At 72.7% G+C, this 15,788-nt stretch carries 15 protein-coding genes and 1 pseudogene; 11 read left to right on the forward strand and 5 right to left on the reverse strand.

The features are described 5' to 3' along the window. The first annotated feature begins 5 nt into the window (after nucleotides 1-5). The 3 genes from BUE43_RS33460 (at nucleotide 6) to BUE43_RS14230 (ending at nucleotide 2,570) form a co-directional block, all read left to right on the forward strand. The gene (locus tag BUE43_RS33460; protein WP_143174160.1) at nucleotides 6-1,265 is read left to right on the forward strand and encodes a sensor histidine kinase; all 1,260 of its coding nucleotides are present in this window, start codon (nucleotides 6-8) and stop codon (nucleotides 1,263-1,265) included. A 5-nt stretch (nucleotides 1,266-1,270) separates the two neighbouring features. After that, nucleotides 1,271-1,921 carry a response regulator transcription factor gene (locus BUE43_RS33465; protein ID WP_073483852.1) on the forward strand — a complete coding sequence of 217 codons (651 nt, stop codon included), beginning with the start codon at nucleotides 1,271-1,273 and terminating at the stop codon, nucleotides 1,919-1,921. Between the two features lie 172 nt (nucleotides 1,922-2,093). Further along, nucleotides 2,094-2,570: a hypothetical protein gene (locus BUE43_RS14230; RefSeq protein WP_073483214.1), complete on the forward strand. Its 477-nt coding sequence runs from the start codon at nucleotides 2,094-2,096 to the stop codon at nucleotides 2,568-2,570. 67 nt (nucleotides 2,571-2,637) lie between these two features. Here BUE43_RS14230 and BUE43_RS14235 read toward each other — a convergent pair whose 3' ends face one another. Together BUE43_RS14235 and BUE43_RS14240 are read right to left on the reverse strand one after the other, a co-directional pair. Next, nucleotides 2,638-4,026 carry a NucA/NucB deoxyribonuclease domain-containing protein gene (locus tag BUE43_RS14235; protein ID WP_073483215.1) on the reverse strand — a complete coding sequence of 463 codons (1,389 nt, stop codon included), beginning with the start codon at nucleotides 4,024-4,026 and terminating at the stop codon, nucleotides 2,638-2,640. 223 nt (nucleotides 4,027-4,249) lie between these two features. Then, nucleotides 4,250-4,510 carry an aspartyl/asparaginyl beta-hydroxylase domain-containing protein gene (locus BUE43_RS14240; RefSeq protein WP_073483217.1) on the reverse strand — a complete coding sequence of 87 codons (261 nt, stop codon included), beginning with the start codon at nucleotides 4,508-4,510 and terminating at the stop codon, nucleotides 4,250-4,252. Between the two features lie 499 nt (nucleotides 4,511-5,009). Between BUE43_RS14240 and BUE43_RS14245 the strand changes: the two genes are divergently transcribed. Beyond that, nucleotides 5,010-6,143 (forward strand): GDSL-type esterase/lipase family protein, encoded by a 1,134-nt coding sequence (locus BUE43_RS14245; RefSeq protein ID WP_073483218.1) that lies wholly within the window; start codon nucleotides 5,010-5,012, stop codon nucleotides 6,141-6,143. A 141-nt stretch (nucleotides 6,144-6,284) separates the two neighbouring features. Here the strand turns inward: BUE43_RS14245 and BUE43_RS14250 are convergent, their stop codons facing one another. The 3 genes and pseudogenes from BUE43_RS14250 to BUE43_RS14260 all read right to left on the reverse strand — a co-directional run bounded on the left by BUE43_RS14250 (nucleotide 6,285) and on the right by BUE43_RS14260 (nucleotide 9,525). Next, the gene (locus BUE43_RS14250; protein WP_073483220.1) at nucleotides 6,285-7,499 is read right to left on the reverse strand and encodes an NAD(P)/FAD-dependent oxidoreductase; all 1,215 of its coding nucleotides are present in this window, start codon (nucleotides 7,497-7,499) and stop codon (nucleotides 6,285-6,287) included. Between the two features lie 282 nt (nucleotides 7,500-7,781). Further along, complete coding sequence (locus tag BUE43_RS14255; RefSeq protein WP_083959682.1) at nucleotides 7,782-8,606, reverse strand: ABC transporter permease subunit; 825 nt, start codon at nucleotides 8,604-8,606, stop codon at nucleotides 7,782-7,784. Further along, a pseudogene (locus BUE43_RS14260) lies at nucleotides 8,603-9,525 on the reverse strand (ABC transporter ATP-binding protein). The gene BUE43_RS14255 and the pseudogene BUE43_RS14260 overlap by 4 nt, the downstream one beginning before the upstream one ends. A gap of 167 nt (nucleotides 9,526-9,692) precedes the next feature. Between BUE43_RS14260 and BUE43_RS14265 the strand changes: the two are divergent. The 7 genes from BUE43_RS14265 to BUE43_RS34705 all read left to right on the forward strand — a co-directional run bounded on the left by BUE43_RS14265 (nucleotide 9,693) and on the right by BUE43_RS34705 (nucleotide 15,786). Continuing rightward, nucleotides 9,693-10,889 carry a sensor histidine kinase gene (locus BUE43_RS14265; protein WP_143174161.1) on the forward strand — a complete coding sequence of 399 codons (1,197 nt, stop codon included), beginning with the start codon at nucleotides 9,693-9,695 and terminating at the stop codon, nucleotides 10,887-10,889. Next, entirely contained in the window at nucleotides 10,886-11,575 is a 690-nt protein-coding gene (locus BUE43_RS14270) for a response regulator (RefSeq protein WP_073483222.1), read from the forward strand. Before BUE43_RS14265 ends, BUE43_RS14270 begins: the two co-directional genes overlap by 4 nt. A gap of 454 nt (nucleotides 11,576-12,029) precedes the next feature. After that, nucleotides 12,030-12,281, forward strand: a complete 252-nt coding sequence (locus tag BUE43_RS33470; protein ID WP_143174162.1) for a hypothetical protein — start codon at nucleotides 12,030-12,032, stop codon at nucleotides 12,279-12,281. A 72-nt stretch (nucleotides 12,282-12,353) separates the two neighbouring features. Next, nucleotides 12,354-12,551 (forward strand): hypothetical protein, encoded by a 198-nt coding sequence (locus BUE43_RS14275; protein WP_073483224.1) that lies wholly within the window; start codon nucleotides 12,354-12,356, stop codon nucleotides 12,549-12,551. 118 nt (nucleotides 12,552-12,669) lie between these two features. Further along, a complete protein-coding gene (locus BUE43_RS14280; RefSeq protein WP_073483225.1) occupies nucleotides 12,670-13,608 on the forward strand; it encodes a CorA family divalent cation transporter in 939 nt (312 codons plus the stop codon). Between the two features lie 322 nt (nucleotides 13,609-13,930). Beyond that, entirely contained in the window at nucleotides 13,931-14,197 is a 267-nt protein-coding gene (locus BUE43_RS14285; RefSeq protein ID WP_073483227.1) for a GlsB/YeaQ/YmgE family stress response membrane protein, read from the forward strand. Between the two features lie 287 nt (nucleotides 14,198-14,484). Next, nucleotides 14,485-15,786, forward strand: coding sequence for a phosphoribosyltransferase domain-containing protein (locus tag BUE43_RS34705; RefSeq protein ID WP_073483228.1), 1,302 nt, complete (start codon nucleotides 14,485-14,487; stop codon nucleotides 15,784-15,786). Nucleotides 15,787-15,788 lie beyond the last annotated feature (2 nt).

The raw sequence follows: 15,788 nt of genomic DNA on the forward strand, positions 1-15,788 counted from the left end.
GGGACTTGCACGCGGAACAGACATGGCGCCCCCTGAGATCGCTGGCCTCGGCCCGCCCGTGGCGCTGCCTCGCCTACCTCGCCTCCGGCGTCCCGGTCGGGGTGCTGTGCCTGGTCGTCATCGCCGTCCTGGGCGGCGCGGGGGTGCTGCTGCTGCCGGTGCTGGTCGGCGTGGTGCCACTCGTGCTGCTGTGCCTGCTCGGCGCCCCGGTGGCCCGGGTGGAACGGGCTCGGCTGCGCTGGGTGGACCCGGCGCCGGTGGTGGCGGGCGACCGGGCCCCGGCCTCCGACGCGCTCCGCCGCGCGCGGGCGCGGCTGCGGGAGCCGGCGACCTGGCGGGAGTTCGCCCACGCGCTGCTGCTGGCGACCGTGCTGTGGCCGGTCGACCTGCTCGTGGTGGCGACGGCGGTGCTGCCGGTCGTGGCGCTGCTCGCGCCCCTGCTGGTGGCGGTGCTGCCGGCCGACGCCGTGCCCGCCGGAAAGGTGTTGGCCGACAACGGGTTGCTGTGGATGACCGTCCCCGTCGGGCTGGTCGCGCTGGTGGCCGCGGTCCCCGTCGTCACCCTCGTCGGGCTCGGCAGGGCGCGGCTCGCCAGGGCGTTGCTGTCCACCCACCGCGCCACCGACACCACCGAGCTGGTGGAGGTGCGGCGCTCACGAGCGCGCATGGTGGATCGCCACGAGGCCGAACGCCGACGGATCGAACGCGACCTCCACGACGGCGCGCAGCAGCGGCTGACCTCGGTCGCGATGCTGCTGGGCCTCGCCAGGGCACAACTCGGTCCGCAGCACCCGGTGACCGGGCTGGTCGGCAAGGCGCACACGGAGGTCAGCGCCGCGTTGGCCGAGCTCCGCGACCTGATCCACGGCATCCACCCCAGAATCCTGGCCGACCGGGGCCTGGACGCGGCGCTGGGCGAGTTGGCCGACCGGTGCGCCGTGCCGGTGCGGGTGGACGCCACCGTCGGCGGCAGGCTGCCGGACTCGGTGGAGAGCGCGGCGTACTACGGGGTGAGCGAGGCGTTGACGAACGTGGTGAAGCACAGCGGTGCGCGGCGAGCCGAGGTCCGCGCCCGGTACGAGGGCGGTGTGCTGCGGGTGGAGGTCCGCGACGACGGCAGGGGCGGAGCCGACCCGTCGAGGGGCGGTGGGTTGACCGGCCTCGCGGACCGGGCGGCGGCCGTCGGCGGTACCCTCGCGCTGGCCAGCCCGGAGGGTGGGCCCACGCGGCTGCGGGCGACCATCCCGTGCGAGCCCGCGCCGTGACCCGGCTGCGGATCGTGGTGGCCGAGGACTCCGTGCTGCTGCGCGAGGGGCTGGTGCGGATCCTGGAGTTCCACGGCCACGAGGTGGTCGGTCAGGTCGGCACGGCCGTGGAGCTGCTCGCCGCCGCGCGGGAGCTGACGCCGGACCTGGTGATCACCGACGTCCGGATGCCGCCGGGCAACAGCGACGAGGGCCTGCGCGCGGCGCTGGAGCTGCGCGCGGAACACGCCGACCTGCCGGTGCTGGTGCTCAGCCAGTACGTCGAGCAGACCTACGCGGCGGAGCTGCTCAGCTCGGACTCCGCCAGCGTCGGCTACCTGCTCAAGGACCGGGTCGGCGACATCGAGGTGCTGGCGGCCGCGGTGCGGCAGGTCGCCCTCGGCGGCACCGTCATCGATCCGCAGGTGGTGCGGCAGCTGCTCGCCCGCAACCGGGAACGGCCCACCCTGGCGCGGCTCACCGCCCGCGAGCGGCAGGTGCTGGACCTGATGGCGCAGGGCCAGAGCAACGCGGCGATCGCCGCGAACCTCTCGGTCAGCGAGGCGGCCGTGGCCAAGCACATCGGCAACGTGTTCGACAAGCTCGACCTCGCCGTCGCGCCCGACATCCACCGCAGGGTGCTGGCCGTGCTCACCTACCTGCGCGAGACATCCTGACCGGACCCGTCGGCGCCACGCCGGAGCTGGTCGCGGCAACCGTTCCCTGGCACGATGGCTGACCTGACCGGAATCACCTGGTGTGGCACGAGTTCCGGTCCGCCTCTCGTCGGATCGGACCCGCGCCCGAGACCAGGAACACCTGTGATCAGGGAAGGCCGACGAAGCGCTCATGTCATCCTTACGCGACTCCCTGGACGACGTGGTCGAGGTCGAGAGCTCGGTTTTCGGCCTCATGGACGTGGATGTCGCCGGCTGCCCCGAGCCGTGGCCGCAGGGCGTCCTGCCCGACGCTGACCTCGTCCTCGTCCGCCCCAACCGGGTCGACTTCCGCAGCTCGGCGTCGTTCCACTGGGCCGACGTCCGCATGGAGCTGTGGGACGGGCCGCCACCGGCGCGGGGCGGGGAGTGGGAACAGGACGACGAGGTCGAGGTCGGCCTCAGCAGCGGCGTGGTCCAACTGTGGGCGCTGACCGGCGGCGGATCACCCCGCACGTTCGCGCTGGGGCGGCCCCGCTGGGTCTACCGGCTCCGGGTCAGCAGCCAGGGTCGGGACGACGCGGCCACCCAGCACTGGCAGGGTGGCGTGGTGCCGAACGGGACCGAGCGGCACCTCCTCCAGTTCTGGCCGGTGCGACCCGCCGACTGACCGCGCGGACACGCCGAAGGCGGGTGACCGGCCGGTCACCCGCCTTCGGCCGCGCGAGACCGCGCCGCTAGTTCACGACGCGCACGAAGAACCGGTCGCCGTCGAGGATGCGGTCGTTGCCGTACCAGGCGCCGAGACGGCTGCCCGCCTCCTGGTTGTCGGGCGCGTTGATCGGACGCGCCGAGAAGTGGTCGCGCCACCGGTCGCCGTCGTACTTGTACCGCGCCGCCCCCTCGTAGGTGGAGGCGAAGGGGAACTCGTCGCAGTCCTGGCCGAGTTCGGGGTAGCCGGGCCACCGCCGGTGGCAGAAGGACGTCGCCTCCGCCCGGTTGGCCGTCCGGCGCGCCGAGTCGTGGTACAGCCGCCGCAGCGGGTTCTCCGCCGAGCCGCCGGGCAGCAGCTTGCCCGGGACCTTCGGCTCGGTGGCCTCCGGGTGGTTGATCGCGTCCGACAGGTGGCGGGCGCTCATCTTCACCGGCTCGTCGGACAGCCGGAACGTGATGTACGGCGTGACCCGGTCGAAGATCGACCCCTGCCTGGCGGGCAGGTACCACGCGGAGTCGAAGCGCATGCCCATCTCCGAGCCGACGACCCGGTCCGGGATCGACACCGTCCCGGGGACGGTGAACCTGTAGGTGATGCGCATGACGCCGGTCGCCTTCTGCTCACCGTGCGCCTGGTCGGCGGGCTGGGCCGGGGAGTACGCCCGGAACGACGTCGTCGGCTGCGCGATCCACGTCGGCAGGTTGGTGTACTTGCCGTTCGGCCCGGCCATCTGGCAGGCGTTGGCGTTGGGCCACCCCTGGCAGTGCGCCTGCACGTCCAGCATCGTGGTGGCTTCGCGGAAGCGGCCGCTGGCCCGCACCTCGGTCATGTCCAGCGCGTAGTCGGTGAACCGGTGGGCCGCGCTGCCGGGCATCACCTCCCTCTTCCCGTACCCGACGACGGTCACCTTCGCGGTGAACGCGCCGGTCGTGAAACAGATGACGAAACACCGTTCGGTCTTGTTGTAGAGGACGAAGAGCTGGCAGTAGGCGAAGTGGTTCTTGATCCACCCCTGGTCGCGGGAGGACACCCGCCAGTTGTTCCGGCACTCCTGCGGAGTGATGTAGTCGTAGCGGTTGGCCGGGGCCGGGGCGGTGTGCTGCTCGCTCGGCGCCGCGTAGGTGGCGCCGTGCCGCTGGGCCAGTTCCTGTTCCCGAGTGGGATCGCTGACCGTGGGCGGGGAGTCCGCGCCCCGCGGGGACTCCAGCCCCATCGTCGCCGGCCGCACGCCGTCCTTCAGCAACTCGCGGTTGAGCCCCTCGGTGTCGTTGACCCATCGGGGATCGGTGGTCAGACCCGCATAGGAGAACTGTCTTTCCCGCTCGTCACCGACTGCCGCGCCCTGTGGTGCCGCGGCCACCACAGCCAGGGCCGTCAACGCGAACGCGGATAACCAGGTGCGTCTGCGCATCAGCGCGCTCCTTCGTCACAGAATCGGACAAGGCGCGCGGTTATCCGACCATTTCCCCTTCCGCGGTGGAACCGCCGGTCGAGCGCGGCCGAACAGACCCCCGGACAGTCAAGTCACGGGACAACGAATCAACGTCGCGCCCGAACGCGCCGCCGGTGAGACGAGGTTGGTCAACTCGCATGTGATCGATACGTCATCTGCTCGTTGTTCGCCGGGGCAGGCGTCAGGGGCGCGGGTAGAAGCGCTTTTCCCACTCCCGGAGGTTGTCGACGCCTTCGCGGACGAAGGGGGTGAACACGGCGAGGCCCAGCAGGCAGCGGTTGACGAGGTTGGCGGGGAAGCGCGGCGGTTTGACGAAGTCGACGAACAACACCACCCGCGTGTGGCGGGAGTGGTTCCACGCCTCGTGTTCGTAGGCGTCGTCGACGACGATGCGGGCGGTGTTGCGGGCCGAGACGACGCCGTAACCGCCCAGGAGGAACACCTTCCAGGCGGTCGTCCTGGGTGATGGTGCGGACGTCGGTGACGATGTCCTGGAACGTGGGGAGCCGGGCGCGGTCGGCGAGGACGGCGTCCAGCTCGGCGCGGATGGCCGGCCACTCCCGCTCCAGGTCCCGCGCCCAGGGGAAGCACGCGGTGTCGTACACGGTCCGGTTGCCCAGCTTCGCGCAGGCGACGTTGAGGCGCTCCACCGCCGCCACGACGCGCATCAGCAGCCGGGTTCACCGGCTCGGGCGACCCATCGGGGCCACGCCGGGCGTCGCGAAGGCCTGCTCGGCGCCACGGCGAAGGGGCCACTACGAGAATGCCCCGACCCGCGACTTCGCACGACTCGTCAGCCCGGGAGAGGGACGGACACCCGGCCGCGCCGCCAGGAGACCACGACCACACCACCAACCGCACGAGCCCGGGAAGAAGATCCGCACTCCCTCGGTTGGGCGGATGCGGGAGACCGATCGGAGTAACCCGGAACGAGGGGGATCATGGCCAGGCAGTGGGTGGCGGGATTCCGCAGCGCGGTGGTCAGCCCGTACGAGGCGATCCAGTTCGTCGAGCCGCGCGGCTTCCGCGACCAGACAGTGCGCCAGGTGCTGCGCATGGCGGGCGGCGGCGACGAACTGCGGGTGCGGCTCTCCAACCGCCACGGCCGGTCCGCCCTGGTCATCGGTGAGGCCCGGGTCGCCGAGCGCGGCGTCGCCGGCGGGATCATCCCCGAGACCGACACCGCGCTGCGTTTCGACGGCGCCAGCGACGTGGTCGTCCCGGCCGGCGAGGAGGTGGTCAGCGACCCGGTCGCCCTGCCCGTCGCGGCGGGCGCCGACCTCGTCCTCAGCCTTCACCTGCCGGAGGAGACCGGCCTGGCGACCTGGTCGCACCAGTCCGGCGAACCGACCTACGTCGCGCGCGGGAACCGGGCCGGGGCGGCGGATCTCCCCGGGGCGGAGCGGGTCGAGGCCCGGTTCCTCGTGACCGGGGTGGACGTGCTCGCGCCCGAGGGCACCGCCGTGGCCGTCGCGTTCGGCGACTCCTGGTTCGGGGGCGTGGGCACCACCGTCGGCGCCAACCGGCGGTCCGTCGACGTGCTCAACGAGCGGCTGGGGCGTGGCTGGGTCGTCAACCAGGGCATCGCCGGAAACCGGCTGCTGACCGACGAGATCGGGGAACGCGCCCTGGCGCGTTTCGACCGGGACGTGCTGTCCGTGCCGGGCGCCACCCACGTGCTGGTGCACTTCGGCATCAACGACCTGGCCCTGCCCGGCATGTTCGGCCTGCCGCCCGCCACGGCCGACGAGCTGGTGGCCGGGTTCACCGAGCTGGCCCGCCGGGCGCGCGAGGCCGGCATGGCGATCCACGCCGCGACGATCGGCCCGTTCGCCGGTGCGATCTACCCCGGCCACAACACCCCCGAGGGGCTCGCCAGGCGGCGCGAGGTCAACGAGTGGATCCGCACCGGCGACGCCTTCGACGCGGTCTTCGACGTCGCGCGCGCCGTGGCGGACCCGGCGCGGCCGGACCACATCCGCCCCGAGTTCGACTGCGGGGACGGCATGCACCTCAACGACGCCGGAGCCCGGGCCATGGCCGAGTCGGTCGACCTCGACGCGCTCCGGCTCTGACCGTCCACTATGAACCATCCACTGTGAACCATCCACTGCGGACAGTCCTACTGCGGGCAGTCCCGTTGCGGGAAGTCCCAGTGCGACAGTCCTCACGCGACCGTCGCGCCCCTCGCGCCCTCACGCCGCGCCCCGGGCTCGTCAGTGCGCGTCGTCGATGCCCTGGTAGTGGCCGAGCGACACCTCGCGGATCTTCTCGTCCGACCAGGAGTCGAACCGGTCCGGCGCGAGGCGGTCGGGGTCGACCAGGACGTCGCCGGTCCCCAGGACCAGGTTCGCGAGCTGGCGGCCCACGCCGCCGGCGTGGGTGATCCAGGAGGCCGCCGCGAACCACAGCCCCGGGACACCGGCCGCCGGACCCACCAGGGGCAGCTCGTCGGGGGTGAGGGCGAACGCGCCGTTGTACCGGCGGCCCAGGGGGGCGTCGCGGAACGCCGGCACCAACCGGGTCGCCTCGGCGACGGCGGCGCCGAACCGCGCCTCGGGAAAGGGGCTCTCGGCCGACGTGAGCGCCGGGGACGGCGTCCACGGGATCGGGGCGTGCGAGTAGGTGCCCAGCCCGTAGCGGCGACCGTGCCGCCGGGTGTAGACCGCGTGGTCGGGATAGCGCACGACCGGCGCGTCGATGGGGGTGTCGTCGAGGTCGGGCAGGTCCGCGGTGAACACGTAGGGGTGCTGGACAGCGACCACGGGCAGGCGCACTCCGGCGCTGGCCGCCAGGACCGGGCCCCAGACGCCCGTCGCCAGCACGACCTGGTCCGCGCGCAGCAGCGCGCCGTCCCTGCCCGTGCGGACGCCGACCACCCGGCCCCGCGAGGTTTCCAGCGCGACCACGGGGGTGTTCCAGCGGAACACGGCGCCGGCCCGCTCGGCGGCGTCCACCAGGACGTGGGTCAGCGCGACCGGGTCGACCGCGCCGTCGGCCGGGATGTACAGGGCGCCCAGCGCCCGTTCGGCGTCGACCAGCGCCGGGGCCAGCGCGACGGCGTCCGCCCCGTCGAGCACCCGCGCGGCGATGCCCAGGCCGCGGCCGTGCTCGACGTCCTGGTGGGCCCGGTCCAGCCGGGCCGGGGTGGTGGCGACCTCCAGGCAGCCGACCCGCCAGAAGACCGGCTCCGCCGCGGCGTGGGGGAGCGCGCGGTAGGTGGCCACGCTGTCCACCGCCAGCGCGGCCAGCTCCGGGGCCGCGTTGAGCTGACCGACGAAGCCCGGGGCCAGCCCGGTCGATCCGGGCAGCACGTCGCGCGCGCGGGCGTCCACCACCGTCACCCGGTCCTGTCCCAGCCGCGTGAGGTGGTGGGCCACCGAGGCCCCCACCACGCCGGCGCCAACCACCACCACGTCGTTCGTCGCCATGGGCGGACTCCTCCGTCAGGGGCCGCGCTCGTCCCCACCAGTTCGAACCATCAGCGCCAGGCTAGGGACCGAGTTGGGCCGCGGGTGCGGGGAACGGAGGAGGACGCGCATTCAGGTGTTCGATCCGAACATGCCGGGAGATCTCGCGGCGACATGAGTTGCGGAAACAGCACGCCACCCGTGGGTTTCCCGAGCGTCGGGTCGCCAGGAGTCCCCGGCGACCCGACCATCCGCAGTGGACACAGTGGACAGGGTGGGCACTGGGCCAGAAGCCGCGCCCCGCTACACCTCCCGCGCCCGCAGGGCCAGGTACCCGCCGAGCAGGGCGACCGCCGCCCACGCCACGAGGACGACCAGGCCAGCCAGGGGAGAAAGGCCCGGGTCGGCGCTCTCCCCGACGGTCATGAGCTGGGTGCCCGCGTGGTCGGGGAGGTACCGGGCGACGGGACGCAGCGTCGGGAACCTGTTGAGCAGCGGGGACAGGACCATGACCAGGACGATCAGCACGGCGGACGCGAGCGCGGTGCCGCGCAGGACGGTGGCCACGCCGACCGACACGGCGTACATCAGCACCAGGTAGACGGCGGCGCCCGCCGTCGTGGGCAGGATGTCCGGGTCGTCGGCGGCGACGGCGTAGTCGCCCAGGCCCCACTGCGTGGCGAGGAAACCGCCGACCGCGGCGATCACGGCGACCACCGCGGCCGGAACCGCGCCCGCCACGACCTTTCCGAGGTAGAACACGCCACGCCGGGGCACGGCGGCGAGCGAGGCCCGGATCGTCCCGGAGCCGTACTCGGACCCGACGACCAGCACGGCGAACGCGATCACGAGAACCTGCGCGTAGAGCAGCGGGTAGTGCCCGGAGTTCACCGGGCTGAAGTCCGCCCGGACGATGTTGAGCTTCTTGTCGAAGGCGTTGCGCACCGACCAGCCGCTGACCGCCCCCAGCACGACGGGCAGCACGCAGGTGAGGGCCAGCAGGAGCGGAACCGCGCGCAGGGACGCCATCTTCGTCCACTCCGCCCGGATCTGCGCGCCCAGGCCGCTTCCCCCGGAGACCCCCGGCATCGCGCGCTCCCCGACGAAATCCCTGACGTTCACGTTCACGACAACCCCTCCGTGCGGCCCCGGAACTGGGTGCCCTCCGCGGTCAACCGGAGGAAGGCCTCCTCCAACGGGGCGGTCCGCGTGCTCAACTCGTCGAGTCCGATGTGGTGGGTCGCGGCCAGACGCCCCACCGTGCTGGTGTCGGCGTTGGACACCAGCACGACCGGCGTTCCGGGTTCCTGCCGCGCGGTCAGGCCCCGCGCGGTGAGGAGCGCGACGAGCTGGGCGGGCGCGGGGGTGCGGGCCACCACGGTCGGGGCGCAGTGCCGGGCCACGAACTCGTCGGTGGCCATGTCCTCCACCAGCCGGCCGCGGGCGATGAGGACGAGGTGGTCGGCGGTCACGGCCATCTCCGCCATGAGGTGGCTGGAGACCAGGACGGCGCGCCCCTCCCGCGCCCACGTGCGGGTCATCGTGCGCATCCACCGCACGCCCTCGGGGTCCAGGCCGTTGAACGGCTCGTCCAGCACCAGCACGGGCGGATCGCCCAGCAGCGCGGCGGCCAGGCCGAGTCGTTGCGCCATGTGCCCAGCGACAGCGCACCCGCCCGGCGCCGGCCCACCCCGGCCAACCCGACCAGCTCCAGCACCTCCGCGACCCGGCGGCGCCCGATCCCGTTGGTCCTGGCCAACCACAGCAGGTGGCTGGCCACCGTCCGTCCCTTGTGGACGGACCGGGCGTCGACCAGCGCGCCGACCCAGCGCAGCGGGTCCGGCAGCTCGGGGTAGGGCCGGCCGTGCACGAGGGCGCGGCCGGAGGTGGGCCGGCCGAGCCCGAGGAGCATCCGCATCGTCGTCGACTTGCCGGCGCCGTTCGGGCCGAGGAAACCCGTCACCAGGCCGGGTCCGACCGCGAAGGTCAGGTCGTCCACGGCCGTGACGGCACCGTAGCGCTTGGTCAGTCCGGCGATCTCGATCATGCCGTCGATCGTGCTGGGCGCGCGGCCCCGGCGCGTCCGCCCGTGATCTGGACCTGTTCTCACCCCGCCGGCCGAGGCGGACGCCGGACCGGGGGTCGATCTCCGCCCGTGGGCTGTCATTCCGCGGGCTGAGGTCCGCCGCCCGCGGGCTGCCGTAGGGTGGGCCGGTGGGGGCTGACCTGGCAGGACGTGACGTTCCCGTGCGGCGCACGGGAATTCGTGGGCTGCTGGTGGCCGACTCCGCCGTCGCGCTCGGACTCCTGGCCACCTACCTCGTCATCGCGTCGCGGACCGAGCAGGCGTGGGGACCGGTGGTGCTGTTGCTGGCCGGCATGAGCCTGCCGCTCGCGGTGCGCAGGCTCTGGCCCGTCCCCGTGCTCGGTGTGGTCACGGCGCTGTCGTTGCTGTGCGCGATCCTCGGCGTGGTCCGGGAACCGTTGCTGGCCACCGCGTTCGCCGCCTACACCGTCGCCGTCACGACGTCGCCGCGGCGACTCGCGCCCAACCCCGTCGTCGGAATCGCCGGCGCCACGGTGTTCCTGGGCGGGCTGGTCGCGGGCACGCCCTACCAGCCCTGGAGCCCGGTGCTGTTCCTGATGGGCGTGGCGCTGGTGGTCATCGCGTGGTCGGCGGGCTGGGCCGTGCGCGAGCGACGCGAACACGCGGAACAGGTGATGCGCCAGTTCGCCGCCCGGACCGTCACCGACGAGCGCCTGCGGATCGCCAGGGAACTCCACGACATCGTCGCCCACCACCTCGGCGTCATCGTGGTCAAGGCCGGGGTCGCCAACCACGTCCTGCCCGACCTGCCGCCCACGGCCCGGGAGGCGTTGCACGCCATCGAGACGTCGAGCCGGTCGGCCCTGTCGGAGATGCGGCACATGCTCAGCGTCCTGCGCACCGGAGGCGTCGAGGGCGACGGCGCGCCCGCGCTGCGGCCGTCGACCGGCCTGTCCGGTCTGCCCGAGCTGCTCGACCGGGTCGCCGCCGCGGAGGTCGACGTCGACCTGCGCGCCGAGAAACTCGACCTCGTGCCGGAGAGCGCGGGTTTCTCCGCGTACCGCATCGTGCAGGAGGCGCTCACCAACGTGGTCAAGCACGCCGCGCCGGCGCGTTGCCGGGTCAGCCTGGTCGCCTCGGCCACGAGCCTGCGGATCGAGGTCGTCGACGACGGCCCCGGCCCCGGGACGGCGGGGGAGGGGCACGGCCTGGTCGGGATGCGCGAGCGAGTCGCGCTCTACGGCGGCGAGTTCCACGCGGGCGCCGGGCCCGGCGGCGGGTTCGCCGTCACCGCGACCCTGCCCTACGCCCCGAACGGCCGCCAGGAACCAGAAACCGACCGGCGGAGCGCGTCGCGGCCATGAGCGATCCCATCCGCGTGCTCATCGCGGACGACCAAGCCCTGTTGCGCGGCAGCTTCCGCATGCTCGTGGACAGCGATCCCGGGCTCACCGCCGTCGGCGAGGCGGAGGACGGGCTCACCGCCGTCGACCTCGCCCGCACCCACCGCCCGGACGTGGTGCTCATGGACATCCGGATGCCCAGGATGGACGGTGTGGAGGCGGCCTCCGTCATCCTCGGCGATCCGGCCACCGCGGGGACGCGGATCATCATGCTCACGATGTTCGACCACGACTCGTACGTCTTCGCGGCGTTGCGGGCGGGCGCCAGCGGGTTCCTGCTCAAGGACGTCACCCCGAACGACCTGCTCCGCGCCATCCACGTCGTCGCGGAGGGCGAGAGCCTCCTCGCGCCCTCGGTGACCCGCCGCCTGATCGCCGAGTTCTGCCGGACCCCCTCGGGCCCGCCCCAGGAGCCGCCGCCGCGCATCACCGGGCTCACCGCCCGCGAGCAGGAGGTGCTGACCCTGGTGACCCTCGGCCGCACCAACGCGGAGATCGCGGCGGAGCTGCACCTGAGTTCGGCGACGGTGAAGACCCACATCGCCCACCTGTTCCGCAAACTCCGCGCCCGCGACCGGGTTCAGCTCGTCATCACCGGCTACCACCACGGCCTCGTCGAACCCGGTCAGGTCCACCGATCGAGCTGACCACGGCCTTTTCGTTGCCGCACAACAACTCGGCGCAACAAGCTCGCGCACCCGTGACGATGTGCGCCGCCGTCGGCGCGGATCTGGTCCGGATTCGCAGTCGAGGTAACGCAACAGTTCCGGTGCGGCCTCCGTCATCCCGTGCCGCCGGGGTTTCGGGTGAGACGCCCCACTGGCCGAGTTCGCTCGGTAGGGTTACCGCCGGCGTGGCCGACCGATATCATCACCGGGGTTTGCGCGAACCCGGAGACGGAAAGCGAGGTGAGCGGCACATGCCAGGCGACAGTACCGGTGCCTGCGGTGATAGCACCCTCACCTCGCCCGTCGAGGTCGCACGACACTGAGTTTCCCTGACCAGGAAACGACCTGGGCCGTCGTCGGTCCGGGCTCGGGTGCTTCTGCGCGGGATCGGTTGGTCTGGTTGTGCGCGCTCCTTGATCGAAGGAGCGACGACATGTTGTTCGGAACGCCTGGCCGCACAATGCCGCGGTGTCGGCTGAGCGCGCGGTGGGTTCCCGACCGCACGCGACGGGGAAAACTGGTCTGCGCCTGGCGCACGGCCGATCCGACCGCCCCGTCGAACGACGAATTCCGCGCGGTGACGGCGATTCGCGTCCCGCGCGCGATCAGGCTCACGGGCACGCACCTGCCCGCGAGCGGCACCGTGCTGCGTGCCATGACCAGCCAGGTCTCTTTCTCCCGCTGAACCCTGTCCACTGTGGATAGTCGAGCTGTGTGGGGTTCACCACCCCGCCGGCCGGAAAACGGAGGTGGTGTCATGACCCTGTCGACCACGAACGCGTCGACGCGCAAGGCCAGGCGACCGAACCTGGAACGCCAGGCGCTGCTGTTCACCATCGGTCTGTACCTGTTCATCTGCGCGGCGTTGCTCGCCGTGCACTACGCGGCGCCGGCGCCGGCCTCGCCGCCGGCCAAGGAGAACAAGAGCTCGTCCGGCTCGCCGTTCAACCCCTGATCCGCCGGATCCCCCTTTTTTCCCTGACACCGCCTGGTTTTCCGCCCCGCGCGGGGGAACCAGGCGCGCCCCGCGCTGTTCGAAAGCTGCCCGAGAACCGCTCGGAAGGAGTTGCCCCATGACGTCCCAGGCCGCTCTGGAGGCCACGATGGCCTCCACCACCCTGCGCCGCCGTTGGATCCAGGTCGCCGCCGACGACCCCGCCGCGCTGACCCAGGCCAGTCGGTCCACCGGTGTGGACTTCGCGGCCGCGGCGGGCCGGGTCTGGGAGACCGACGACTTCGTCTACCTGCCGGTGGTCGTCAACGTCCGCCGGGGCGACGTCCTCGTGCGCGAGGCCGTCGTCTTCGCCCTGGGCGAGGACGTGCTGGTCACCCTGCAACCCCGCACACCCTTCGCCGCGTTCGACAAGGCCATCGCCCGCATCCGGCGCACACCGGAGCTCACCGAGACCCCGCACGGGATCATGTACGCGTTGCTGTACGCGCTCAACGAGGTCTCCGAACGCGTCATCGACTCGGCCAGCGACACGTTGGAGAGCATGACCGACGAGATCACCATGGCCACCAACGGCTACGACGCGCAGGGCAGGGAGATCGGCGTCACCGACATGCAGGACACCATCGAGCGGATGAACGAGGCCGAGGAGATCGTGTCCCGCTCGCAGGAGACGCAGTTGCTGCTGGCCCGCGCCGCCCGCCACCTGCGCGCCGAGATCACCCCCGAGCACCCCCGCCTGGCCGGTCTGGTCGACATCCTCATCGCCGACGTCGACGGCGTGAAGGAGCACGCCAGCTACGAGCACGACAAGGTCCGCTACCTGCAGCAGTCGATCATGACCTCGCTGGACGTGAAGCAGAACCAGATCGTGAAGGTCTTCACCATCATCACCGCGGTCTTCCTGCCGCCCACGCTGATCGCCACCTTCTACGGCATGAACTTCACGAAGATGCCGGAGTTGGCCTGGGAACACGGGTTCCTGGTCACCACCACGCTCACCTTCGTCGCCGCGCTCATCCCGCTGTGGTACATCAAGCGCAAGGGCTGGCTCCGCTAGGACCAACGCCGCCGGCGGGTGCCGCCAACTCCGGCCGTTCGGCCGACTGCGCGGCGACGGCGCTCCTGGTATCCGCCCGGTTCGCCACGCCGCTCCCGCTCGCGGCGGTCCACGTCGGCGGCCCACCCCTCCGCCCGTGGTCACGGCGAGTAATCCGGCCTGGAGAGGGGCGTGGGCGGCGCGGTCGTCGGGCCCGCGCCGGGCCCCCTCGGCGGCGCGGACGCCGGCCAGGACATGGACGAGTGGACGAGGTGCCCCCGCCGCGAACACGGAATCCTGATCTGAGCAACACCTGTCACCCTCAAGCACAAGGAGGCCCCTGGTGGCCGTGACCGGCATCATCAGCGCCCTGATCATCGGCCTGATCATCGGCGCCCTCGGCAGGCTCGTCGTCCCCGGACGGCAGTCCATCCCGCTGTGGCTGACCATCGCCATCGGCGTCGCCGCCGCCCTGCTGGGCACCATCGTGGCCCGCGCGCTGGGGGTGGCCCACACCAAGGGCATCGACTGGATCGAGATCTTCATCCAGGTCGGTCTGGCCGCCATCGGGGTCTCCATCGCCGCCCGCGCCTACGCGCAACGCCACTAGCCGCGCCGCACGTGCCACCAGAGCCGGGCCGGGCCTCCCCGACGGGGGCCCGGCCCGGCCTCTTCGTGGCCACCGCCTGTCACGCGCTCGTCGCGGCCTGAGACCCGTCCGCTGTCCCTTCTCCGGGGCTGTTCACCCGGTCAGGGTCGGCTGATCGGCCGGGGACGGGGTCGACCACCCGCCGACCTCGTTCTGTCCCGCTCAGCCCTGGACTGTGGCGGCGATCACACCATGATCAACGGTGGATCGGGGCGCCGGCGACCGCCGGCCGGACGGGTGGAGACGACATGTTGCGGCAGGCCGATCGGCGGGTTCCGGGAGATCCCGAGCGGGGATGGTGGGGCGGGCGCTGGGTGTCCCGCCACCTGGGCATCGCGCTGGAACCGACAGGGGGAGTGGACCCCCGGACGCTGGTGGGCCTGGCCGTCCGCCGCAATCCGCGCCGCGCGCACCTGTTGGTGTCCACGGTGCTGGGCAAGTACCTGCCGGCGCCACCCCGGGTGGTGCACGGCGCGGCGGTGGCGCTGGCGCGACGGGTGCGAGAACACCTCGGCGCCCGGTCCACGACTGTTCTGGGCTACGCCGAGACGGCCACCGCCCTCGGGCACGTCGTCGCCGACGTGTTGGACGCTCCCTACGCGCACTCGACCCGTCGGTCGCTGTCCGGCGCGGCCCCGTGGGCGTGTTTCGACGAGCCGCACTCCCACGCGCCCGCACACCACCTGCTGCCCGCGGCGTCGGACGTCCTGGCCACCGACGCGCCGCTCGTCCTCGTCGACGACGAGCTGAGCACGGGGACCACGGTGATGAACACCATCACCGCGCTCCACGAGCGGTGCCCCCGCGCCCACTACCTCGTGGCGGTCCTGGTCGACGTGCGCTCCGCCCTCGACCAGCAGCGGCTCTGCCAGCGGGTGGCGGCCCTGGGCGCGCGGTTGGACGTCGTCGCGCTGGCCCGTGGTGCGATCGAGCTGCCCGACGACGTCCTGGCGCGCGCCGCGGCCCTGGTGGCCCGGTCCGAGGAGCGGGTGCGCGTCCCCGCCGCCCGGCATCCCCGCGACGCGCTGCACCGGGTCGAGCTCGCCTGGCCCGTCGGGGTGCCGGAGAGCGGCCGGCACGGCTTCCTGCCCGAACACCGCCGTCGACTGGCCGCGGCGCTGCCGGCCCTGGCCGAGCGCGTGTCCCGCACCGTCACCGGCCCCCGGGTGCTGGTGCTCGGCTGCGAGGAGCTGATGTACCTGCCGTTGCGCCTGGCGATGGCGTTGCCGCCCCTGCTGCCCCGGGGAAGCGCGGTGCTGACGGCGGCGACCGCCCGCTCGCCCATCCTGGTCGTGGACGAACCCGGCTACCCGGTGCGCAGCGGGCTGGCGTTCCCGGCGCACGGCGGCTCGACCGACGCCGTGGGGGAGCGGTACGTCTACAACGTCGCCGCCTCGCCAGCGGACAACACGTTCGACGACATCGTCGTCGTGGTCGACGAGGACGCCGACACGCCCGCCCTCCACGCGCCCGGCGGGTTGTTGGGGCAACTGCGTGGTCTGTGCGGCCGCGTGACGCTCGTCGTCCTTCCCTGCTACCGGGCGCGGTGAGG

It is taken from the genome of Streptoalloteichus hindustanus (genome assembly GCF_900129375.1).
GTDB lineage: Bacteria > Actinomycetota > Actinomycetes > Mycobacteriales > Pseudonocardiaceae > Streptoalloteichus > Streptoalloteichus hindustanus.

Excerpts from the sequence above, each read along its gene's own strand:
- BUE43_RS14275 (WP_073483224.1), top strand. The coding sequence starts at position 12,354 with ATGACCCTGTCGACCACGAACGCGTCGACGCGCAAGGCCAGGCGACCG.
- BUE43_RS14235 (WP_073483215.1), bottom strand. The coding sequence starts at position 4,026 with ATGCGCAGACGCACCTGGTTATCCGCGTTCGCGTTGACGGCCCTGGCT.
- BUE43_RS14270 (WP_073483222.1), top strand. The coding sequence starts at position 10,886 with ATGAGCGATCCCATCCGCGTGCTCATCGCGGACGACCAAGCCCTGTTG.
- BUE43_RS33470 (WP_143174162.1), top strand. The coding sequence starts at position 12,030 with ATGTTGTTCGGAACGCCTGGCCGCACAATGCCGCGGTGTCGGCTGAGC.
- BUE43_RS14280 (WP_073483225.1), top strand. The coding sequence starts at position 12,670 with ATGACGTCCCAGGCCGCTCTGGAGGCCACGATGGCCTCCACCACCCTG.
- BUE43_RS34705 (WP_073483228.1), top strand. The coding sequence starts at position 14,485 with ATGTTGCGGCAGGCCGATCGGCGGGTTCCGGGAGATCCCGAGCGGGGA.
- BUE43_RS14250 (WP_073483220.1), bottom strand. The coding sequence starts at position 7,499 with ATGGCGACGAACGACGTGGTGGTGGTTGGCGCCGGCGTGGTGGGGGCC.
- BUE43_RS14230 (WP_073483214.1), top strand. The coding sequence starts at position 2,094 with ATGTCATCCTTACGCGACTCCCTGGACGACGTGGTCGAGGTCGAGAGC.
- BUE43_RS14245 (WP_073483218.1), top strand. The coding sequence starts at position 5,010 with ATGGCCAGGCAGTGGGTGGCGGGATTCCGCAGCGCGGTGGTCAGCCCG.